At 36.9% G+C, this 24,232-nt stretch carries 17 protein-coding genes and 1 pseudogene; 4 read left to right on the top strand and 14 right to left on the bottom strand.

The genetic code is table 11. From position 1 onward, the window contains the following. Positions 1–15: 15 nt before the first annotated feature. Entirely contained in the window at positions 16–666 is a 651-nt protein-coding gene (locus CWR45_RS05190; protein WP_115748736.1) for a ThuA domain-containing protein, read from the bottom strand. A gap of 290 nt (positions 667–956) precedes the next feature. Between CWR45_RS05190 and CWR45_RS05185 the strand changes: the two genes are divergently transcribed. Next, positions 957–1,574 carry a YesL family protein gene (locus CWR45_RS05185; RefSeq protein ID WP_115748735.1) on the top strand — a complete coding sequence of 206 codons (618 nt, stop codon included), beginning with the start codon at positions 957–959 and terminating at the stop codon, positions 1,572–1,574. Between the two features lie 44 nt (positions 1,575–1,618). Here the strand turns inward: CWR45_RS05185 and CWR45_RS05180 are convergent, their stop codons facing one another. The 3 genes from CWR45_RS05180 to CWR45_RS05170 form a co-directional block, all read right to left on the bottom strand. Further along, complete coding sequence (locus tag CWR45_RS05180) at positions 1,619–2,440, bottom strand: carbohydrate ABC transporter permease (RefSeq protein ID WP_115748734.1); 822 nt, start codon at positions 2,438–2,440, stop codon at positions 1,619–1,621. A 15-nt stretch (positions 2,441–2,455) separates the two neighbouring features. Beyond that, positions 2,456–3,334, bottom strand: coding sequence for a carbohydrate ABC transporter permease (locus tag CWR45_RS05175; protein ID WP_115748733.1), 879 nt, complete (start codon positions 3,332–3,334; stop codon positions 2,456–2,458). Between the two features lie 95 nt (positions 3,335–3,429). After that, entirely contained in the window at positions 3,430–4,737 is a 1,308-nt protein-coding gene (locus CWR45_RS05170) for an extracellular solute-binding protein (protein WP_115748732.1), read from the bottom strand. A gap of 148 nt (positions 4,738–4,885) precedes the next feature. On the opposite strand from CWR45_RS05170, the gene CWR45_RS05165 reads away from it, so the two are divergent. Together CWR45_RS05165 and CWR45_RS05160 are read left to right on the top strand one after the other, a co-directional pair. Continuing rightward, positions 4,886–6,070 carry an ROK family transcriptional regulator gene (locus CWR45_RS05165; RefSeq protein ID WP_115748731.1) on the top strand — a complete coding sequence of 395 codons (1,185 nt, stop codon included), beginning with the start codon at positions 4,886–4,888 and terminating at the stop codon, positions 6,068–6,070. Positions 6,071–6,193: 123 nt separating this feature from the next. Continuing rightward, the gene (locus CWR45_RS05160; protein WP_115748730.1) at positions 6,194–7,804 is read left to right on the top strand and encodes a glycoside hydrolase family 43 protein; all 1,611 of its coding nucleotides are present in this window, start codon (positions 6,194–6,196) and stop codon (positions 7,802–7,804) included. A 376-nt stretch (positions 7,805–8,180) separates the two neighbouring features. Here the strand turns inward: CWR45_RS05160 and CWR45_RS05155 are convergent. The 6 genes and pseudogenes from CWR45_RS05155 to CWR45_RS05130 form a co-directional block, all read right to left on the bottom strand. Continuing rightward, a pseudogene (locus CWR45_RS05155) lies at positions 8,181–8,962 on the bottom strand (Cof-type HAD-IIB family hydrolase). A gap of 173 nt (positions 8,963–9,135) precedes the next feature. Next, on the bottom strand, positions 9,136–10,530 hold the full coding sequence (gene argH / locus CWR45_RS05150; RefSeq protein ID WP_115748729.1) for an argininosuccinate lyase: 1,395 nt from the start codon (positions 10,528–10,530) through the stop codon (positions 9,136–9,138). 162 nt (positions 10,531–10,692) lie between these two features. Further along, entirely contained in the window at positions 10,693–12,378 is a 1,686-nt protein-coding gene (locus tag CWR45_RS05145; RefSeq protein WP_115748728.1) for an ABC transporter permease, read from the bottom strand. Between the two features lie 7 nt (positions 12,379–12,385). Then, entirely contained in the window at positions 12,386–13,483 is a 1,098-nt protein-coding gene (locus CWR45_RS05140; RefSeq protein ID WP_115748727.1) for an ABC transporter ATP-binding protein, read from the bottom strand. A gap of 21 nt (positions 13,484–13,504) precedes the next feature. Next, entirely contained in the window at positions 13,505–14,617 is a 1,113-nt protein-coding gene (locus CWR45_RS05135) for an extracellular solute-binding protein (protein WP_115748974.1), read from the bottom strand. Between the two features lie 25 nt (positions 14,618–14,642). After that, the gene (locus tag CWR45_RS05130; protein WP_115748726.1) at positions 14,643–15,806 is read right to left on the bottom strand and encodes an ROK family transcriptional regulator; all 1,164 of its coding nucleotides are present in this window, start codon (positions 15,804–15,806) and stop codon (positions 14,643–14,645) included. Positions 15,807–16,213: 407 nt separating this feature from the next. Between CWR45_RS05130 and CWR45_RS05125 the strand changes: the two genes are divergently transcribed. Continuing rightward, positions 16,214–18,709, top strand: a complete 2,496-nt coding sequence (locus tag CWR45_RS05125; RefSeq protein ID WP_115748725.1) for a PIG-L family deacetylase — start codon at positions 16,214–16,216, stop codon at positions 18,707–18,709. A gap of 245 nt (positions 18,710–18,954) precedes the next feature. Here CWR45_RS05125 and CWR45_RS05120 read toward each other — a convergent pair whose 3' ends face one another. The 4 genes from CWR45_RS05120 to CWR45_RS05105 form a co-directional block, all read right to left on the bottom strand. Further along, the gene (locus CWR45_RS05120) at positions 18,955–20,094 is read right to left on the bottom strand and encodes a mannitol-1-phosphate 5-dehydrogenase (RefSeq protein WP_115748724.1); all 1,140 of its coding nucleotides are present in this window, start codon (positions 20,092–20,094) and stop codon (positions 18,955–18,957) included. Continuing rightward, entirely contained in the window at positions 20,095–20,532 is a 438-nt protein-coding gene (locus CWR45_RS05115; protein ID WP_115748723.1) for a PTS mannitol transporter subunit IIA, read from the bottom strand. Positions 20,533–20,627: 95 nt separating this feature from the next. Beyond that, the gene (locus CWR45_RS05110; protein WP_245975340.1) at positions 20,628–22,739 is read right to left on the bottom strand and encodes a BglG family transcription antiterminator; all 2,112 of its coding nucleotides are present in this window, start codon (positions 22,737–22,739) and stop codon (positions 20,628–20,630) included. Positions 22,740–22,770: 31 nt separating this feature from the next. Then, a complete protein-coding gene (locus CWR45_RS05105) occupies positions 22,771–24,180 on the bottom strand; it encodes a PTS mannitol transporter subunit IIBC (RefSeq protein ID WP_115748722.1) in 1,410 nt (469 codons plus the stop codon). Between the last annotated feature and the right edge of the window lie 52 nt (positions 24,181–24,232).

Here is a 24,232-nt window from a genome sequence, read left to right as displayed (position 1 = left end):
TTTATATATACTTTTCTATCTGCTTGCCCAAACGAACCCTTTCCGCATCAAGTTCATAACTTCCGGCATTCTAACGATTTCTGCAACATGGCCTAATGAACAATAGTAGACTTTTCCTTTTCCCCATTTTTTTGTCCAAACTACTGGCATATCCACCTCACCATTTGTTTGGTGAGCACCTTCTGCTACTGGAAATCTAGTTGTAGCATGAACATGAACTGCAGGATCCACATGCATGTAATACTGCTCCGATACAACGGTAAAATTCTCCATACCTTCTGTAAGCGGATGGTCTGAATCCAAAATATGTACTTGATATGTGACACCATCATTCCCTGGATGTGCTACCCATTGACCGCCAACCATAAATTGATACTCCGTCTCCCATCGAAATGAGTCTCCTAGTCCACCATGCAAGCCAGCTAAACCAGTACCATTTGCTATAGCATTAATGAGAGGTTGTAACTGTTCTTGGGTAATTGTTCCTTGTGTCCAGTTAGGAACAATTAAGTCATACGTGTTCAAATCATCTTCTTCGAGTGTTGTTAGTGTATTTGTAACTTTTACATGAAAATCTTCTTCTTTAAGAATTCCAGCTAAAATACTTGCTACTTCTTTGGGTTCGTGTCCATCCCAACCACCTTGGAAAATTAATGCTCTTTTCATAAAATATCATCTCCTAATAAGTTTGAGAATCGCTATATATATTTCCAATAATAAGCATGTACGTGTTACTTGAATTTATTTCTGAAGGTCATAATGTTGTAGCTTCATAACTAGTTTGCTACTACTCGCTGAGCAAATAAAGCTCGTTAATGTAAGTACTTTCATGTAGAATAATATTTATAAATTATTAGTATAGCTATCGAATGAACAAAGTTAAATTAATTTCCTAATGGCTTCATCCGGCAATTACACATGGAATTACTACTAGATCAACTATCAGGGGGATGTTCATGAATACTATTAACGCTGCAATTTACAATATATTAGAGTGGATTACGAGATTTGCTTATATTAACCTTCTATGGATTCTTTTCACATTATTAGGTGGAGTCATTTTTGGTTTCTTCCCATCAACGATTGCAATGTTTGCCATTGTTCGAGATTGGCTAAGAGGCAAATCCGATTTTCCAATCTTAAAATCTTTTTGGAAATATTACCGAGGTGATTTTCTAAAAAGTAATCAGCTCGGTATATTCATTTCGTTGATTACAGCTATAATAACTATCAATCTATTTTTCATCCAATTAAACACACTAGATTGGTTAACATGGACATATGCTCCACTATTCGCATTTATTCTAGTATTTGTTTTGTTTCTATTTTATATATTTCCTGCATTCGTTCATTTTGATTTAAAGATTTTCAAACTAATTAAAAATGCTTTCCTAATTATGCTAGTAAATCCAATCCAAACTATCTTAATGCTCCTAAGTCTTGTTTCAATCTTTTTTATCATGTATTTGATTCCACCGTTATTCTTTATCTTCGGCGGTAGTTCCTATGCTTTTATTACAATGTGGCTATGTTTAAACATCTTCAATAAAATAACGGAAAATACAGCTAAATAACACCGCAAACCACCTTCTCTATTGATGTAAGGTGGTTTTGCTGCCTATCCTTTTACAGCGCTCGATGTAATACCCTCTACTATTCGATCGCTAAAGAATAAGAAGGCTATTAAAATCGGTAAAAAGCTAATGACCAAGGTAGCTCCGATTGCTCCCCAGTCCGTCATGTATTGACCTATAAAGTTTTGCATCCCAACTGTCAATGTTTTATATTTATCTGAACTAATAAATGTATTTACAAAGACAAACTCATTCCAGTTATAGATCATGTTTATAATTACAGTCGTTGATAATACTGGTGCTGATATTGGCAATATAATTCGGAAAAACAATCGATGAATCGAACTACCGTCAACTATCGCCGCCTCTTCTATTTCACGAGGAATCGTACTATAAAATCCTAATAATATCATCATTGTAATCGGCAAATTATACGCCGTGTATGTAATAATAATGGATATAGGATTATCAATTAAACCTGCTTCCATGAACATCTTGAATAATGGTATTAAAGCGGAATGCATCGGTATCATAAGCCCAATTAGAAATAAACTTAATACTAGCTTACTCAATTTCCAGCGCATCCTTGTGATTACAAATGTAGCCATACTAGCGATTAGAACGGTTAACATTGTAGAAACAATTGTTGTCCAAATACTGTTCCAAAAATAAGTACCTATGCCGCCTTGAAATACACTTAGGTAGTTTTCCCATTTTACTGCTTCTGGTAATGCAAATGGATTTCCTGCAAATATTTCATAGTTATCTTTTAAAGAAAACAGAATTAACCAAAAGATAGGGAAAACCTGGAACACAGCTACGGCCGCTAAACATAGGTAGAGAAAAACATAACCAATGCGTCCCATATGCTAAACCTCCTATTAATATTCAATTTCTTCCTTTGTTGCAGTTACTTTTCTGATAATCACAGTAACAATTAAGGTTATGATTAATAAGAGGAACCCAATTGCACTTCCATAGCCAAAGTCATTGCTTGAAAAAGCTAGCTTATACATATATGATGCCATTACTTCACTAGCTCCATTTGGTCCTCCACCAGTCATTACGTAGATTAAATCGAAATATTTTAATGAACCGACGACAGCTAACACAATCGTTACTTTAAATACATTCATAATCAATGGTAATTTAATCTTTAGTGCTATTTGTAATGGAGTCGCTCCATCGATTTTTGCTGCTTCTATCACAGTGTCTGGGATATTTTTCAGTGCTGCATAATAAATCAAAATATAAAATCCAGCATATTGCCAGATGATTGGTATAAAGATCGCAAATAATACGATAGAAGGGTCTGCCAACCACTCTGGTGGATTCTCAATCCCGATTGCCATCAAAATACTATTTAACATACCATTTGTTGGATTATATACTTTAATCCAAAGCTGTGCGATTGCAACTGATGATAGCAGCATGGGAATTAAATATATTTTTCTTAATAAATTTGTCCCTTTTATCTTTGATGCCAAAATAAGCGCAACAGCTAAGTAAACAATTAGACTAAGCGTTGAGAACGCTGCTAATAAAAATGAATGTAACGCACTACTCCAAAACTTCATATCTTGAAGTGCTTGAATGTAATTCTCAAATCCGATAAACTGCATTATCCCTATTCCGTCCCAGTTCATTAAACCGTAATATCCAGACAATATTAATGGAATAAAAATCAATACTGCTATTAGGAGGAAAGCTGGTAGTAAATACAGTGTAATAATCCATTTGTTAGACATCACTTTATGCATCTTCTCACCCCGTTTTATTACAAAATGGGAAAGGAACTAACCACAATGAAAGGCTAGTCCTTTTCACTTGATTATATAAAGAAAATTCTACTTATCTATTCTTCTTTTGTCAGTGCATCCTCATGTTCCTTCGCAAATCCCTCTGGCGTTACTTCCCCACCAAATAATGCTTGGATTGCATTTAGATGAACTTGTGCCACATCTGGACTTAATTGAACGTCTGCAAATAAGGTAATGTTACTAGCAGAATTTAAATCACTTAATACATCGACATACAATTCCGGTAGATCTAATGCTCCAGCATCCACTTTTGTAGCAGGTATTACTCCCGCTTCTGTAACAGATTTTTCTCCCCATTGTTTTGCAAAATAGGCAGCAAATGCTTTTGCCTCTTCTTTAACTTCTGAATCCTCCGAAACGAATAATCCAACACCAGGTCCACCTACAAAACTATTCATATCCCCTTTTCCTTCAACAGTTGGAAAGTTAAAGTATCCTACCGAATCTCTAAATTCCTGTGGAACATCTTCGTTCGTAGTATAGTTTGGTAGATCCCATGTTGCGATTAAGTACATTGCTGCTTGCTTGTTCATAAACATACTTTTAGCTTCTTGATCTGAAAGTCCATTAAATCCTTTTACGAACGCATTCATATCTACTAAACCTTGCACTTCTTCAGCAGCCTTAACTAATGATGGATCCTCGAAAGAACCTGTTCGGTTAATCGCGTTTGTCAAAACATCTGAACCACCGATTCGATCTGCAAAATACATATACCAAAGCGATCCTGTCCATCGATCTTTATTCCCAAGTGCAATTGGAGCTACTCCATTATCACTTAATGTTTGAATTACATTCTGCATTTCTTCGTATGTTTCTGGTACTTCTAAACCATTTTCATTGAAAATTTCTTTATTATAAAATACGGTTGCAATATTTAATTCTAACGGAAGTCCATATGTTTTATTGTCAATTGCATAAGATTCTACTGTTCCTGATACAAATAAATCTTTCTCTATAACATCGTCTAATGCGGCAAACTTGTTCCCATTGACATATGGCTCAAGGAATCCGGCTGCCCATGTCATTCCCACATCTGGTAACTCATTCGATGCTGATAAAACTTTTAATTTGTCTTTATATTGTTCATTGCTTAGTACTTCGGGTTCAATTTTAATATCTTGATTTTCTTCTTCAAAATCACTAATGATATCGCTTACAATTTGATGATGCAGTTTTGAACTTCCTTCAGGCCATAAGTGCATAAACTTTACCGTCTTTGTATCACCAGAGTCAGACCCACTAGAACTTGTCTTTTCATCATTTGATCCTGAACAGCCTGCAAGTAATAAAACAGCAACAACAGCTCCAAACAATAATGCAATTGCTTTCTTTGCCTTCATCGTTAAACCCCCTATAATATTGTATCGGCTTATGTATCAAGCACATTTATAGATTACCAAAATTATCTTTGTTTGTCTAGTGTATGAACAAAGTGTATAATGTAATTATATGATCAATTACTTTTAAAAGATAGTGGTGAAATTGCAAATGGAAGTGAATAAAACATGGAACCAACACGTTGTAAAACAAGAGAACAAAGCATTAGTATTAAGGAAAATTATTGAAAGTTCACCTATTACAAGACCAATGATTGCTAATGAAACTGGACTAAATAAAGGTACAGTCTCCTCCCTCGTTAATCAATTGCTAGAAGAAAAAATTATTTACGAATCTGGTCCAGGGGAATCTAGTGGCGGAAGAAGACCTGTAATGCTCCTCTACAATCAAGTAGCAGGATATTCAATTGGAATCGATATAGGCGTTAACTACATGCTAGGAATAATAACAGATCTGCAAGGAAACATTCATCATGAAGAACTGATTAAATTCAGTAATCTTTCTTTTGAAGAAATTACTGGAAAATTATTTGGCATTATTGATTTATTACTTTCAACAGCACCCTCAAGTCCCTATGGAATTATTGGAATTGGCATCGGTGTACCAGGGGTAGTAGATAGAAGCGAAGAAATATTATTGGCTCCTAATCTTGGTTGGAGAAATATTAAGTTAAAGGAAATATTAGAAGAAAAATATAATCTTCCAATCACGATCGAAAATGAAGCGAATGCAGGGGCATATGGTGAGAAGATGTTTGGTGCCGGCAAGGATTTTAATAATATTATATATGTAAGTGATGGAATCGGGATTGGGGTTGGTCTTATTTTAAATGGAGAGCTTTATCGAGGTAATAATGGTTTCTCTGGAGAATTAGGACATATGACAATCGAAGTAAACGGGGATAAATGTAGATGCGGGAATAACGGCTGCTGGGAATTATATGCTTCAGAGCAGGCTTTATTAAAAAATGCGGAACGATTAGAAATAATAACTGCTCAAGATGGTGAGCTTTCTTTGGAAAGCTTAATCGAACTTGCAAACTCCGGAGATATCGAGGCAATCCGATTATTCGAAGACTTGGGGCATTATTTAGGGGTTGGAATTAATAACATTATCAATACCTTTAATCCGCAACAAGTAATCATTGGCAATCGAATAGCAACTGCTAAGAAATGGTTAACCGAAGCGCTTCTTAATCGAAGCAATCAAACACTATCGTTCAACCAAAAGGGTTTGCAAATAGACTTTTCCGAGCTATCAACTCATTCTACAGCGTTAGGTGTTGCTGCATTTTCAGTTGATAACTTTTTAGTCAAAGAGATATTTTCTCTCTAAAAATGAAATAACTTTGCTACTTATTTATCTTTTAAGTAAGTAGTTATCTTAATATGAAAGCGCATTCGAACAGATGAATGCTTTCTAATATATTCATTCAAAAAAATAAAGGGGAGATTTATCATGACTACGATTCAAAATCCAATTTTAACTGGTTTTAACCCTGATCCAAGTATTTGTCGAGCTGGGGATGATTATTACATTGCTGTATCTACTTTTGAGTGGTTCCCTGGAGTCGGAATTTACCATTCCAAGGACTTAAAAAACTGGCGTCTTGTTTCAAGACCACTTAAACGATTAAGCCAGTTGAATATGATGGGTAATCCTGATTCCGGTGGCGTTTGGGCACCTGCTCTTTCCTACAGCGATGGGAAGTTTTGGCTCATTTATTCCGATGTAAAAGTAACTGAAGGACGATGGAAGGATGTTCATAATTATCTTGTTACTTGTGAAACGATTGATGGCGAGTGGTCTGAACCCATTCCAATGAATAGTTCTGGGTTTGATCCATCCTTGTTCCATGATGAGGATGGAAGGAAGTATTTCGTCAATATGTATTGGGATCATCGAATCGGGAAGCACAACTTTAATGGAATTATTCTTCAGGAATACAATGCCAGTGAGCAAAAACTTGTAGGAAAATCTGAAATCATTTTTCGAGGTACAGATATAAAATTAACTGAGGCGCCACATTTGTATAAAATCAACGGCTATTATTATCTATTAACAGCTGAAGGTGGCACAAAGTATGAGCATCAAGCAACAATCGCTCGTTCTAAAAACCTATGGGGACCGTATGAAGTACATCCAGAAAATCCGTTAATCACCTCCATGATGGATCCGAGAAATCCGTTACAAAAGGCTGGACATGCATCTATTGTTCATACCCATACGGATGACTGGTTCCTCGTCCATTTAACAGGACGTCCATTACCAAAAGAGGATGAACCATTACTTGATCCCAGAGGCTTTTGTCCGCTTGGCAGGGAAACAGCGATTCAAAGGTTGGAATGGAAGGATGATTGGCCATATGTCGTTGGTGGCAATCAACCTTCATTAGAAATTAAAGGACCAAAGATAGAGGAAGTAATCTGGGAAAAGGATTTTGATGAAAAAGATGACTTTGATTCTGAACAATTAAATCAGCATTTTCAATCTTTACGAATTCCATTAGGGGAAGAAATCGTTTCACTCAAGGATAATCCTGGTCATTTAAGATTATATGGAAAAGAGTCTCTCACATCTAAGTTTACACAAGCTTTTATCGCTCGTCGCTGGCAGCATTTTAATTTCACTGCGGAGACGAAGGTTGCATTTAATCCAGAATCCTTCCAACAGGCAGCAGGTTTAGTGAACTATTACAACACACAAAACTGGACGGCACTACAGATAACATGGGATGAAGAACTTGGCAGAATTCTAGACTTAACCACTTGTGATAACTTTGCATTTGATCAACCACTAAGAAGAGAAAAAATTAGTATCCCGGATGAAGTAGATTATATTTATTTACGTGTTGAAGTTAAAACCAACATTTATCAGTATTTCTACTCTTTTGATGGTAAAGAATGGAGCGTAATTCCGGTTGAATTGTATGCTTATAAACTATCCGATGATTATATTCAAGGTGGGGGGTTCTTCACAGGTGCGTTTGTTGGAATGCAATGTCAGGATACTTCTGGACAGAATCTATCTGCTGACTTCGATTATTTTGTTTATAAGGAAACAAAATGACGAAAAGTAGACTATCAGTAAAATTACAATGATGGGTTACCCACAAAAGGGAGTGTAATATAAACTGTGTAAGTAAGAGAGCGTAGGGATCGGTACCCTCTTACTTCGCAGATTATGGTAGCGCAATTAGTAAAGAGATGTACATAACAAACGCAGTAGAAGTATTCATCACTGCTTCAGTAAAGTAATTAAAAAAGGAGCATTCCCCAATGTGAATGCTCAGTTTCGAGGAGGAGCTTGTTCCAAGTCCCTCCCCGATTACTATCAGATATTAACGCATTTTTTGTAGATATTTCCCAGGAAATGACGGAATAATATCATGGTAAATATCTTGTGTTCATGTCATATTATACCGCTATCCAACCATTACCAAAAACTACTTCAACAACCCAACCATCTTCAATCCATGCAGTATCCCATCATCACCAACATGCTTCGTCACGTACTTCGCTACCTTTTTTGCCTCTTCATGTCCATTGCCCATTGCAATGCTATTTGGAATATATTTAAGCATTTCAATATCATTCAACCCATCACCAAAAGCGTAAACATCCTTCAACTCGATGCCTAAATGGCGAACAAGCTGTTCAATTCCGTTTGCTTTTGAGCCTCCCATTGGAATTACATCTAATGAGTATGTATGCCATCTTACAAAATCAAGTTCGGGAAACTTATTCTGATACATAGAATCACTTTCTTCCGTGCAGAAAAGCAGTGTTTGATAAATTTCCCGTCCTTCAAAGAAGGTAGGATTATACGTCAGTTCACTATTTACCTTTAGTGAATCTATTGCTTCACTTATTTGTTCATGGCTCTCAATATTAGAATTCCATTCCGCTTCGTTCATATATACTAACGGATGTTCCTTTTCCACGGAGAAACTCGTCAATTCTGCTAATTTCTTGGGATCACAATCGCGTTCTTATAAATGACTTCGTTATTATGTACAACATATTGACCATTAAAACTTACATATGCATCAATGTTTAACTCTGCTTGTAGTTCTTTAAAATTAAATGGCGAGCGACCAGTTGCAATCGCAATTTCATGACCTTGATCCTGTAATTGTCCTATTGCTATCTTTGTTGATGAAGGCAGTTTCTTCTCATCATCAAACAGCGTTCCATCTATATCAAAAAATATTAGTTTTTTTGTCATGTTATATCCCTCGCTTTTTGATACTACTTTAGCATAGATAGTTAAAGATTCCTAAACTTTCATCTCACTATTTAAATTTTGAATTTCCATAGTTACATTTGAATTCGTTGATAACATAAAAACACCCGATGAAGTAGATCAATACAATTACTCCACAGGGTGTTACAAAGATTTTATAATTTCCTATTATCAATCATCGCACGGACTACGTCTGGGTTCGGTCCTCCAGTAATATTCCTTCTCTCAACAAAACGATCTGGATTGATAATTGCTTCCCAATCATCATTTGATAGCTGAACATCTCCAAGCCACTGGTTTACCAATTTTAGTGGAATCTCATACAATTCTTTGCCTTCAGCATCAGTTTTTTTCGCAATGACACTCGCCTTTTGATGCGCTTTTCTAAAGGAAATACCATAATCTCGTGCTAAAACATCGGCTAGTTCCGTTATGGTTATCATATTTTCTCTTGCTTGTTGGTAAGCACGTTTACTATCAAAATCCATTGTTAAAATTACAGCCCGCATTAATCTCAATACTCGAACAGATTTTTTAAAACCGCTGTACAAATGAGGTTGTAAATCATCCTCTGTATCATTAATATCACCGAATGGAGTATTGTGAATCATATGAACTACCGCCATTCCTTCTGCAGCTGCACTACTGGCGATAGCTCGAGAATGCTCAATGGAAACTGGATTTCTCTTTTGTGGCATAATACTACTTATTTGTACATATGCGTCCGATACTTTTATCAATCCAACTTCCTTTGATGTCATACGTAGAAACTCTTGAATCCATCTTCCCATGTTTGTCATTAAGCTTACAAGGGTCTGGGCTGCTTCGATTAAGTAATCCCCAGCACCAATTGCATCATAAGAGTTTTCTATTAACCCATCGAATCCAAGCAACTCAACCATTCTTTCCCTATTGATAGGAAAACCAGTAGTTGTTATAGCAGCCGCTCCCATTGGTGATTGATTTACAATGCGATACGCTTGCTTTAAACGGTCGATATCCCTTTGCACATTATCATAAATGGCGACTAAATAATGCCCGAACGTGGTAGGTTGTGCGGGTTGAGTATGCGTATGCGCTGGCATGGTCGATTGTACATGTTGTTCTGCTTGGTAAAGAATTGCTTCACAAAGATTCTCTGCATTTTCAATTGTCAGGTTCAGATAATTACGTATTACAATGCGATACATCGCTTCGCCCATATCATTCCTACTTTTTGCAATATGCATCTTTCCTGCCAAATCGTCACCAATGATCTCGCCAATCTTTGATTCTACTAAGAAAAATAAATCCTCGTATTGTGGGGAATACTCGATTTTACTTTGATCCAGTTGTTCTACTTGATTCACGGCATCTAAAATCTTTCTGCATTCCTCTTCCGTCAGTATTCCTTGTTCAGCTAGCATCGTTGTATGTGCTTTATGAATCATAAACATTGCGTCGAATAAGTATTCCTTTTGATCATGGAATACCGGCTTTAATAATTCATCGATATATGTTTTCCCTGGGAATGCGAATCCCTCCGAATTTTCAAATCGTTCTTTTAGCATGAACTAGCACCTCAATATTCTTCATAGTAAACAGTAACCCTCTTCTAAATACAGGATTACTGTTTGGTTCTTATATCAAGATTTATACAGAGAATAGCCTTACCTGGATTCAGTGCAACTAAGGTGTCACAAAGAAGATTGGCTACACCTTTTTTTCTAAAATTATAATGCATCCTGATTCCTCACTTTTAGGAACTTACTAGAAATAATCATGACAATTGCAATTAACCCAACTTGAATCATTCCATATGCTGCAGCTATTCCCATGTTAAACATACGTAATTGGTTCATTATTTCAATTGAAATTGGTCGATTATCCAATGTATACAGTAGAACAGACGTTGGAAATTCTCCTACTGCTTGAACAAATGCTAGTAACGTACCACTTAAAACCCCAGGCAATATAATCGGAATGACAACTCGTCTAAATGCGTAAAACCATTTCGCACCTAGATTTTGCGCTGCTTCCTCAAGCGAATCATCCATTTGTTCTAAAACCGCCGACGCCGAACGAACTACTAATGGAATAAATCGGACAAAATAAGCAAGTGGTAAAATCCAGAAAGAACCGACAAGCACTTTACCAAACGAGAATACACTCGGTTCATTAAATGCCAATACTAAATTCATCCCAACAACGGTCGCTGGTAATATCCATGGTAGCATTACAAGAATATCCAATAAGTTTTTACCGATAAATTTACGTTTAACAAGTGTATAGGAAGCAATGATTCCAAAGATAAATACCCCTAAACATGCGATAAAGGACATGATTAAACTATTTCTTACTGGATCCCAAACATTTGGATTTTCAAATAATAATCGGAAGTTTTCCAGACTAAATGCTGTTGGATATGTTTGCCACGTCCAAGCTCCTTCAGGCACAAGTGATAAAATTAATAGAGTCACATGTGGTAATAACAAAACAATCACAGCAAGAATTCCAAGTGTTACCATCGACCATTTTAGAACTGGATTACTTACCTCGCTGCGGTGGGCACCAATGCCTTTAGAGGACATTCTATAATCCTTTCGATTTTGATACCATCTCATGAACAATAAGAATGATACGGAAACGATTGTCAATATAACAGATTGTGTTGCAGCCATTTCCAAATCTCCATTCATTTTGGAGAAATAGATTTGTAAACTTAGTACTCTGAATCCTCCAGCTAGTAAAAATGGCGCACTAAAGGAAGCCATCGATACCATGAATACTAATAATGATGCAGCAACTAATCCTGGTGTTAGTAATGGGAAGGTTACCTTCCAAAATACTCTAAAGCGATTAGCACCTAAATTATTAGCAGCTTCCTCTAATGATGGATCAATATTATTTAGCGCCGATGCTGTAGTCATATAAAAATATGGATACATTGTATAAGCATGGACGATTAATATTCCGGAAATCCCCCCAATACTAAACGGAACTTCTGCTAAGTTAAACAAGTCTTTAATCATGTTTGGAACTAAGCCAGCTTCCCCATATAAATACATAAATGCCATTACACCAACAAGTGATGGTAGAACGATTGGCATGATTGCAATATTGGAGAAAAACTTACGTCCAGGGAAATCATACCGGTTAAAAATATATGCTAATGGCACACCGATTAATGCACTAAAAAATACGGATACGAGCGAAATCCAGACTGAATTCCATAATGCTTCAAAATTCGCTGCAGATTTTGCACCAAAGAAGTCTTGATAATTTTGTAAAGAAATAAAACCATCCTTTTTGAAACTCTCAATCATCGTTTCGATTAATGGATATAGCACATAACCTACTAAAACGATAATAATTGGAATTAAAAGTAATATCGTTTTTCTTTTTTCAGCATTTATCATGTCCTTCTCACTTCCTAGCCTTTGGGATCACTCGTATTTGATCAGGGGGCAGTAGAACATACACTTTTTGACCTATGCTTAAATATGTACTCGGACCTTTATTTAAATCTGTAGACCGAATAATTACGTCATTGTTCAACTTTATATATGTGTGGACAGATGCCCCAGTAAATTGCACCTCTACTACTTCACCCTGTAGTACATTCTCACCTTGTATTTCATTCATATGAATTTGAACCGCTTCTGGTCGAATTGACATGACTAGTTCGTCTGAATCTTCATAGGATGCGATGTTTAATGGGGAGTCATTGACGTGGAAAGAAGCATCCAGGTCATTATTACGATATAGCTTTTGATTACTAAGCGCTTTTTCAAACATGACTGGTAAAAGGGTTGTTTCGCCAATAAATTCCGCGACAAAATCATTAACTGGCTGATTGTATATTTCTGTAGGTGTACCAATTTGTTGACATACACCTGTATTGAAAACAGCGATCCGGTCACTCATCGACAATGCCTCTACCTGATCATGTGTAACATAAATCGTTGTAATCCCATATTCTCTCTGCAGTCGCAAAATTTCATTTCGCATTTCATCTCGTAATCTAGCATCTAAATTACTCAATGGCTCATCTAATAATAGAATATCTGGTTCAATCACTAATGCACGCGCTAATGCTACTCGTTGCTGCTGGCCTCCGCTTAATTGACTTACTTGGCGCTTGATAAATTGATCCAATCGAACTTTTTCTAATACGTCATGAACCCGTTTTTGAATTTCACTATAACTTAACTTTCTTACTTTCAATCCAAAAGCTACATTCTCGAAAACAGTCATATGAGGAAATAAGGCATAGTTTTGGAAAACCATGCCCGTATTTCTTTTTTCTGGTGAGACGGTAGTCATATCTTTATCATTAAACATTACTTTTCCTATTGTAGGATAGTAGAATCCAGCAATCATTCGAAGCGTTGTTGTTTTACCACATCCACTTGGACCAAGAAACGTAAAAAATTCGCCTTCATTAATCAATAAATCTAATTTATTGACTGCTGTAACACTACCAAACTTCTTTGTAATGCCTGATAAATTCACTGTTGACATGAAACAACAACTCCCTTTACTCTATTCTTCGCTTAAATCCTTTTCGGTATTTTTAATATTTGTATCCCAATACTCCATCCATTCGCTTTCTTTTTCTTGGAATAATGCCCAATCAATATCCATTGGTTTAATCTCTGTTTCACTAATCCAAGCTGGTAAATCTTCAATATCACTACGAGTAGGTATTCGGTAATATGTTTCCGCTAATAATTGTGCAGCTTCTTTTGTATTAACAAATTCATAAAAGGCTTCTGCTGCTTTAGGGTTTGGTGCATCTTTAATGATCGCGATCCCTTCAGTAAGGACAGGCGTTCCACTTTCTGGGATTACATAATCAAATGGATAGCCCTTCTCTTCTGCTAGCATTACAGTATCTGGCATATTCCAAACTGTTAAAGACCCTACACCTTTAGCTATTTGGTTATACATTAATTCTGGGTTTGCAGAATACTCTTTTGTATTTTCATCTAATTTACTTAACCATTCATATCCTTCAGTCGTATCTTCCGTTTCTTTATATGTTCGATATATCATTGCAGAATAGATTGTCCGCATTGTTCCAGAAGCTAATGGATAGCGAATAATAATTTCATCTTCCCATTTCGGATCTAGAAGATCGTCCCAATCCTTTGGTACATCTTCAGCGTCAATTTCCTGTGTATTATACATAATTACCTCTGGGGTAATCGATGTTCCAGACCACATCCAGTCTTCATCATGGTATAGTTCATCTAACGAATCAGCATAGGATGGCTTGTATTCAGCAAGTAATCCTTCTTCTTTTGCTTGATCAAAGTTCACTTGCGGTGCGCCCCACCACACATCAGCCTGTGTATTATTCGTTTCTGAACGAACTCGGTCTAGAATCTCTTGGGATCCCATATCTAAGAACTGCATATCAATTCCATATTCCTCTTCGAATTGTTTTTCAAATTCACTTAAAATATCACTTCCGTGCGGAGAATATACGACTACTTTGTCTTCTAATTCACTAGATTGATTGCCCGACGTTTCTACAGTTGTATCATCTGAGTCATCCGTATTCTCTTCTTCCTTATTGCCCCCACCTGCCATACAACCTGCAAGCACTACACTTACTAAAAGAACAAGTAAAAATAGCCAACCATTTCTCATCTTTCCCACTACAAATTCCCCCTTGCTAAATTTTATAAATACTGTCATATTCCTTTAGAAATAAAGCAACTGCCCCAATGACCCCAGCTTCTTTTCCAAAGGATGTTTGGACTACCTCGCATTTTCTTGGTGTGAATCGTGAAATGATGTCTTCCATCTTTCTACTTATAACAGGATACGATTCACTTACACCACCTCCTAAAACAATCAATTCTGGATCTAGCAGGGAAATATAATTAGCAATACCGAGCGATAAATTTTCAATTGCAAAATCAACCACTTCAACTGCATCTTTATCATTTTTTACGTAGAGATCAAAAGCATCCTTTGCTGTAATTTCCTTTCCAATACGCGCTGATAATTTGCTCCCTATCGATGATCCCCCTGACACACTTTCTAGAAAGCCATATCCTTCAAAAATAGGTTGGTAGGTTCGTGCATATTCTCTATCCGTAACCATATAACCTATTTCACCAGCACTATTATTACTACCGCGATATAACTCACCATTTATCATAATGCCACTGCCAATCCCTGTACCAATCGCGATATATACAAGATTTTTCTTGTCTATTCCAACACCTTTCCAATGCTCCCCAAGGACACTAATATTTACGTCGTTATCAATGTAAACAGGGTAAGCAAATTGTGAATGCAGCTTTTCCCCAACCGGAAAATCTCTCCATCCCATGGCCGGCGCTTCGTGAACAATCCCTGTCTCCACTTCTACAACTCCTGGCACCCCTACTCCCATTCCTAGAATCTTAGAATCATCTATTTGCAATTCTTTTTTCAATGCTTCTACTCGTATTTTTATTTCAGTAAATATATCCCCATCTAAATACTGCTGTGTCGGGAAATCAATAAGACCACAAACATTTCCATTTAAATCTGTTATTCCGATAGCTATTTTAGTACCACCGATATCAATTCCAATAATATATGCCTTTTTTGGATTGAATTTAATATTTACTGGTTTCCTTCCTCCACTAGTGGAAGAGACGCCATTACCAGTTTCATATATCCAGCCTTCTTCTAATAGTTGATCCACTATAGCTGATATGGTAGGTTTACTTATTGAAAGCGCTTTAGAAATAGATGCACGTGAAGTAGACTTTTCATTAATAATCCATTTAAGTACCAATTGTTTATTTATCTTTTTAATGTACGCCGAGTTACCTTTCTGCATTGCATAAGCCCCTTAATATAAAATTCCAATTCTGTTTGTATCTTTAAAAATTTTGTTCGTTAGTAAAGTTTACTTACTATCTTAATATTAACACTATTCTAATTGAAAGCGTTGTATTTGTAAAGTGCCTATTTTTTAATTTAATATTCATCTTTATTGCCTTGATACATTTACTTATCCCCCTTACGCTCGGGAGTAATTGCTCCTACTTTTTGACTATAAGAACATAGATAAATGGAACCTTTCGAATATTTACATTATAAATTAACATGCTATGTTATAAACTAATGACATGCATTCGTAGTCATTTTAATCCAGTTGGTTAGTAAACTTTACTAACTCAACATATTCGAAAGGAGGATATTTGTATCACCTAAATTTCCAACAATTTGAAAGGGGTTACAATTATGAAGAAGATTATTTATTTGTTATTAATCGTATTATTAATTGCTACAGTATCTCCAGCTCTTGGACAAGCAAAGGATGAACCTGACGTTGATTTATGGAATGCAGTTAAACCACTTGAAACTACAGTTACATTCTTAAATACTGGAGCACATCCAGATGATGAACGAAGTGATTTTCTTGCTTATTTATCAAGGGGATTAGGTGTTAAGACCTCTAGTCTAATTGCAAATCGCGGTGAGGGTGGGCAGAATGAAATCGGCACAGAATTAGGTAATGCGCTTGGGATTATTCGCTCCAATGAGATGATAGAAGCAGCAGAGATTACTGGGGTGAAAGCATACCATTTAAGTGAAACTACCTCAGACACGATCTATGATTTTGGTTTTTCTAAATCACCAGAGGAAACTCTTGATAAGTGGGGAGAAGAAGTAACCTATGAGCGATTAATTAAATTCATTCGAACATATCAGCCCGATATTGTGATGCCTTCCTTCCGTGATGTAGACACTCAACATGGGCACCACCGGACGATTTCTATTTTAAGTGAAAGGGCATTTGAAGATGCTGCAGATCCTACTGTATTCACTGAGCAACTCGAAAACGGTTTATCCACATGGCAAGTTAAGAAACTATACTTACCAGCTGAATCAGCAGAGACAGCAACTACTTCAATTGAAATTGGTGACTATGACCCTATCTATGACATGAGCTATCCACAATTAGGGGAAGCATCGAGATATATGCACAAAAGCCAAGGGATGGGTAATGATATTCCCATCGCACCGAGGCAAGTTCATTTAGAATTAATCGATTCTGTAGCTTCCACTGAAAATCCTGACCTTTTTGCAGGTATTCCTTATGATTTCAATGATTGGGGAAAAATTGTTCCAAAAAATGACTTGCGTGTCCAATTGAAAAAATTACAGAAGGATTTAAATTCGATTATTGAGCAATATCCTAATAGAGATGCTATCCAACCAAAATCTCAGAAAGCACTCAAGGATGTACAAAGAATAATAAAGAAAACAAAAGCAGCAAATCTAGATGTATCGTTAAAAAAAGATTTACTTCATAAACTTGAACTAAAAGAAGAACAATTAGAGGAATTAAGTTTTGTATCATCCAGTCTTTCGGTTGAAACAACAATTGAATCGAATGTTTTAACGAATGGGGAGCAAACAAAGGTAACGGTTAAATTAACAAATAACGGGAAATCCAAAATTCAAAACCTTGAAGCCACCCTTCTTACTCCTGAATACTTCCAACATGGTGGAGGAAGTAAAATAAATCAACTCAAACCAAATGAATCAAAAACATTAACATTTGATGTAACGGTTCCATCTGAATCAGATTTTTACCAACCATATGATGATGCGGTAATTCAAACAAACATAACGTTCAAACAAAAAGGTTATGAAACATCCAAAATCATAGATTTTGATAACACAGTATCGGTATTACCGGAACTAAGTGTTACGCCTGAACCTGTAAACATTACAATCAATACAGCCGATGTCCAAGAAACGGTCCCTGTTCAGGTAAAAGTAAAAAATTATTTTGCCGGGGAGAAGGACGCTACTGTTTCATTAAACCTCCCTGCAGGATGGACAAGCGAACCATCACAGCAAGAATTAACATTTACAGATAGATTTGAGGAAAAACAAGTAGCCTTTGTTTTACATCCACCTAAAAATGTAAATGAAGGAACTTTTTCAATTGCAGCTAATGCTATTTCTGATGGAAAAACATACGATACAACCGTACAGGAAATTAAATATGATCATATTGATGATTCTTATTTACTGTATCCAGCTACGATTAATGGTGTTGCATTCGAACTATTAAAGCCTGCCAATCTTAAAGTTGGTTACATTGAAAGTGGCTTTGACATGGTCGCTGATTATTTAGCAAATGCTGGATTTGACATCACGAAGCTTACAGAAGAAGATTTATCTTCTGCTGACCTGTCACATTACGATACAATTGTCACGGGAATCCGTGCAAATCTTTCTAGAACAGATCTTGTGCAAAACAACAATCGTTTACTAGAATACGTTGAGAACGGCGGACATCTAGTAGTCCAATATCATAAACCCGGGGATAATTGGGATAAAGTGAAAACACCAGCCTATCCATTAGAAATTGGTAATCCATCAATAAAATGGCGTGTTACAGACGAAAATGCAACCGTAACTGTCACACAACCAGAACACAAACTATTTAACTATCCGAATAAAATTACAGATAATGATTGGGATAATTGGGTACAAGAACGTGGGCTCTATTATCCTATGAATTGGGACAATCGTTATGAAACGTTTGTAAGTATGGCCGATCCAGGTGAAGATCCATTTACTGGTGGAATACTAATGGCTGAATATGGTGAAGGAACATACCTATACACGAACTTAGTATTTTACCGCCAAATTGATAATCAAGTCCCTGGTGGGTATCGAATCTTTACAAACTTAATTAGTTACGGTGCAAATGAATAAATATTCATTTTAGTGAACTTGGCTTAGCCACACGCCGTTTTCCGCAGTCTTGGTTTTCCTAATGAAATAAAAGTTTTATACTTCCTTACTAACAATAAAGCTACTACTCCCTAATGTTAGGAGTAGCAGCTTTTAATGTGGAAATTATTATTTAGCTTGGTGACTGCGGCTACCGGACTTGGAAGGAATAGTGGAGAACAGAGAATTATATCCTTGAACACAATTCTACTCTCCTACTCCATACCCTAAACTTCCCGCAATATCACTCCAACCAACGGATGATCCGCATCTAATCCTGATACCTTTTCAAGCGTTTTAACAATACCATGCTCAGCTATCATTTGCTGCAACTCAACAGCTTCTTTGTCTTCATCGAATTTGTAGTTTAGTGCTGCAGCAATAGTTTTCGCAAGGTATGTAGGCTCTTTTCCGCCAGTTACTTCCATATATACACTTGCAGGACGGATTAAGCGATCATGTGCTCCAAGCTTGCGGATTGGACCACGAGCCACCCTTGTTACCTCGTCCGAGATGTATGGATTCATAAATCTGCCAATAATTTTATTGATGTATTCTTGATGTTCAGCTCGATCAAAGTCATAGGTTTGGATGACTGCTTCACCGGATTCTGCTAATGCTCCTTTGATGATTTCTTGAACTTTTTCATCATGCATTGCTTCATTAATTGTTTTGTAACCCATTTGGCGACCAATATAGGCCGGGACTGCATGACCTGTGTTAACTGTAAATAGTTTTCGTTCGATGTAAGGCTTTAAATCCTGTACATAGGTTACACCATCAATTGTTGGTACTTCCCCTTTAAATGCTGGCTCCTCTACTACCCATTCAAAATAAGGCTCTACAGAAACTTCTAATGGATCCTCGTTTACTTGATTTGGTACGATTCTGTCAACAGCGGCATTTGGGAATCCGTAAAGTTCATCAAATGCAGCATGCTCTGCTTCTGTGATATGGCTGTATACTTTCTCTTTTAATAAATCACTTCCGCCTACCATGTTTTCACAAGCAATTAAATTCAGTGGCTTCTTGTTTGTTTTCGCTCGTTCACTTAAGCCTTTTGCGATTAACTCAGAAATAATCGCTAAGATATTCGGTCCAACAGCAGTTGTGATGAGGTCTGCTTCGCGAATAGCCTCAATCACTTTGTCTGGATCGGCGATACTATTAATTGCAGATACATTTTTCACTGTCACTGTTTCACTTTCTTCAGCGGCAAGCACGACATTGTATTGCTGCTTCTTATTTATTTCTTCAACTGTCGCTGCATTTACGTCTACAAATGTTGTGTGGTAGTTTGCTTGATTCAATAATAGTCCGATAAAACCTCTACCAATATTTCCTGCTCCAAAATGTACTGCTAACATTTAGTTCACCTCTTCAAAAATACGAATGACTTCTTCTTTTGTAGTTGCATCCACTATTTTTTGGATATTTTCTTCTTCTGATAATACGATCGCAATATTTGAAAGAACCTCTAGATGATCATCGCCTTTTCCTGCGATTCCGATTAAAATTTTGACAATATTCCCATCACCAAAATCTACGCCACTTGGTACCGTTACAACAGATAACCCAGTTTCTAACACTTGACTCTTCGCGTCTTCTGTACCATGAGGAATCGCAACGTTATTCCCCATAAATGTAGATGTTAATTCTTCTCTTTCTAACATTTTTTCAACATAGTTTGCTTCCACATAGCCATTATCAACGAGGATGCCACCCGTATAACGAATTGCCTCTTCCTTGCTGCTTAAGCTCACATTTAATTGGATATTATTTACTGTTAATATTTCTTTTGCCATTGCTTGATGCACTCCTTTTAGAGGTAGCTCAAAAAGTCCGGTAAAAATGACACTTCGAATTTCTCGGTCCTTTTTATCCTCCTTTTGAACATTACCTATAATAAATTTTTTTCGATTAGAAACTTCCGAAATTGTTCGGCTAAATAGTGTTTCACCTTTGCTTCATCACCTGTTGCAAATAATGCGATGCTTTCCTGATCTTGAATTAATAAACTGCTTAAGAAACTAAAAACCTCTAGTACTTCATGATTCACCATTTCAGGGGCAAGCATTAATAATATCGTGTCGGCCTTCATTTGTTCATTGTCCATCCCCTGAATCGTTATTGGATTGGTTAAAGCGCAAATGGTGAAGCTCGGTTCGATGATGTCGTTTGAGCGTGTATGATAAAGTGCTGCAGATGTATTGGGAATTCCTAGTCCACTTAACTGTTCCCTTTCTTGCAGCCTTTTAACAACATTTTCTTTATTTCGGATAAATTTTTGTGATTCCAATGATGTGCAGGCATCACCCAGAATCGATTCAATTGTCTGCTTTTCTGTTGTCTGCTGAATATGGAATGACTGCAGAAGATCTAAGATTGCCTTCGAGTAATTCTGGATTGATTCTATATTAAGCATACTCTCGTTGCTTTCCGATTCTTCATAAATAGAAATTGGTGCGATCTCACTATTTTCCGACTGAAAGCTGAGCTTCCGTTGCCTCACCTTTTTCTTAATTCGATGTATCTCTCCATTTGTTAACATTGGCGATGTTTGAAAATAATCACGGTCGAATCCCATTAATGGAATCGTCGAGACGATGATGTCATATCGATCAAGGTTCAAATGACTTAAATCAAAGAGTGATTTATTATCCACCTTTTTTATTTCAGGCACCCGCTGCATTAACTTAGTCGCAAGCATCTTTGCTGTACCAATTCCACTAGAGCAAATCACTAAAGCCCGTAAATCTAACGCTCTTTCATCATTTAATATCGTGGATGCGAAATGGAGCACAAGATAGCCAATTTCATCATCTGGAAAATCCAAGTCTGGGAATGTCTCACGAACACCATTCTGGATTATAAAAAATAAATCATGATAATCATCCATGATCTCTTTTATCATCGGATTCTTGATTTGCATGCGTTGCTGCAAGCGATAAATCGTTGGTTTCAAATGAGCGACTAAGTCATGCAATAACACAGGGTTCTTCGTTAGATCAACAGTTACATTTTCGCTAACATACTGAATCAATGCCTTTGCTTGACAGGCAATATCAATACTGGATTCCTCTATTAGATAATCCTTGTCTACGCGCACTTTTGCGCCCATTAAATGCATCGTGATATAGCCAATCTCATCTTCTGGAATTTCGAGCTTCAGCTTCTTTTCAAGCTTATTAATCATGTTTTTTGCTATCGCATACTCTCTCGTATTAACAATTTGCTGCAAAAAAGCTTGATCGAACTTAATCATTTCCCCTTTTTGCAGTCGTTCCATCGCGAGTGCAAGATGAACAACAAGTCCAATATGGGCACTATCCGCTAATTCATACGGTAATACACCGCGTGCACTTTCCACGACGCTTTCAATGATGTTTAGCTTTTCTGGATTTACAAAATGCAGTAAACGATTGGAAATAGCATTCAATTGATGTGTTGACTTCTTTTGAATGCTATCTTTTATTAAGGAAACAAATTCAAAAGGGTCCACGTGCTTTGTGATTAAATAACTCAATGCAGCCCGTTTCCCCTCTTCATTTCCTTCTATTTTAACACCATATCCTCTTTTTCTGACCAAATCAAGCTGGAAAGAGCTAAGCTCTCTTTCCAGCTGATCCAAATCATGACTAATCGTTGCATCCGTTACTTTTAATTCATCTGCAAGGGTGAACAGTTTAACAGGCTCATTCATTTCTAGAAGTGTTGCCAGGATAACGGATTGCCTCTCTTCTGGTGAAAAATCATAGATTGACACATCAGAGAGGGCTAATTGAAGCTGAAGCTTGTCTGCCTCATCGCCAATAATCCGGATTCCGACACCTGTCTTTTTCGTTAATTCTAAGTGATATTCGAAAATTATTTTCTCGACACTCTTTAAATCACGATGGATCGTTCGCTCACTGACATCAATCTCTTCTGCAATCATCTTTACCGTCAGCTCATTTTCACCTTTTAATAAAATGTCAATGATCCGACGTTCCCGACTAGAAATATTCACCACTGTTCACCTCCTTGCAGTAATATAACCTTTATTATTTTAGACGGTTCACGAGCTCGTCGTATTTTGGACTATTTAAGAAGTTTTCTACTGAGATATGCTCAGCTGTTGGGATCTTCGCTTTAGCGCGATCTGTTAAGTCCTTATGTGTGATAACGATATCTGCGTCATCTGGAATTTCATTGATTGCTTTGTTGGTTACAAAAATATCAATGTCTGATTTCTTAAATTTATTCTTTAGAAGGGAGGCCCCCATTGCACTTGAACCCATTCCCGCGTCACATGCAAAGATGATTTTATTAATATCTTCCGTGTTCTTCACTTCAGATGCTGCTTCTTTGTTCAGCGTTCCCGCCACAGAGCTTTTCTTCCCTTTCATTTCTTCCATTTTGCTCGTTGCTTCAGATAAGTCTTCTTCCTCTGCTTTGCTCGATTTCAAAATGATTGCAGAAATAATAAAGGAAACAACCGCTGCTACTAGCACACCAGCGATAACACCAAGGTAACTATCTTTCGCTGTCATTGCTAACACTGCAATGATACTACCAGGTGAAGCTGCTGCTACTAATCCAGCTCCGAAGATTTGGAATACGAACACACCGCTCACACCACCAGCAATTGCTGCTAAAATTAATGCTGGCTTCATTAACACGTATGGGAAGTAAATTTCATGAATCCCACCGAAAAATTGAATGATTGCTGCACCAGGTGCCGAGCTTCTTGACGCACCTTTTCCGAAGAAAGTAAATGCTAGCAAAATACCTAATCCTGGACCAGGGTTCGCTTCAAGCAAGAAGAGGATTGACTTTCCTGCTTCAGCCGCTTGTTCAAGTCCTAGTGGTGTTAAAATACCATGATTAATTGCGTTGTTTAAGAATAAAATCTTCGCTGGCTCAACAATGATATTTGCCAGTGGTAATAAATTCGCTCCAACAATTACTTCAACCCCAGCTGCTAGTAAATTAGTTAGTGAGGCTACAACAGGTCCTATTCCCCATAAACCAAAAATCGCTAGAATTGCGGCAAGAATTCCCGCAGAGAAATTATTATAGAGCATTTCAAATCCTTGACGAATTCGATGCTGGAATAATTGATCGACTTTCTTCATCAAATACCCAGCCAATGGACCAATAATCATAGCTCCAAGGAACATCGGTACATTTGTACCAACAATTACCCCCATAGCGGCAGTCGCACCAACGACACCTCCACGTAAATCATACACCATTCGTCCACCTGTAAACGCTATTAATAGTGGTAACAGATATTTAATCGTTGGATCAACTAATGCTGCAATATCCTCATTTGGCCACCAGCCATCTGGAATAAATAAAGCTGTAATAATACCCCAAGCGATAAAAGCACTAATATTAGGCATAACCATGCCACTCAAATAACTACCAAAACGTTGCAATTTAGCTCGAAAACCCGTTTTTTCAGCCATAATAATACCCCTCTCAAAAAATAATAATATTAATTCATTAGTTCTATCGTAG

The sequence above is a fragment of the Oceanobacillus chungangensis genome, from assembly GCF_003369565.1.
Classification (GTDB): domain Bacteria; phylum Bacillota; class Bacilli; order Bacillales; family Amphibacillaceae; genus Oceanobacillus; species Oceanobacillus chungangensis.
This window is presented reverse-complemented; position numbering and strand designations above follow the sequence as displayed.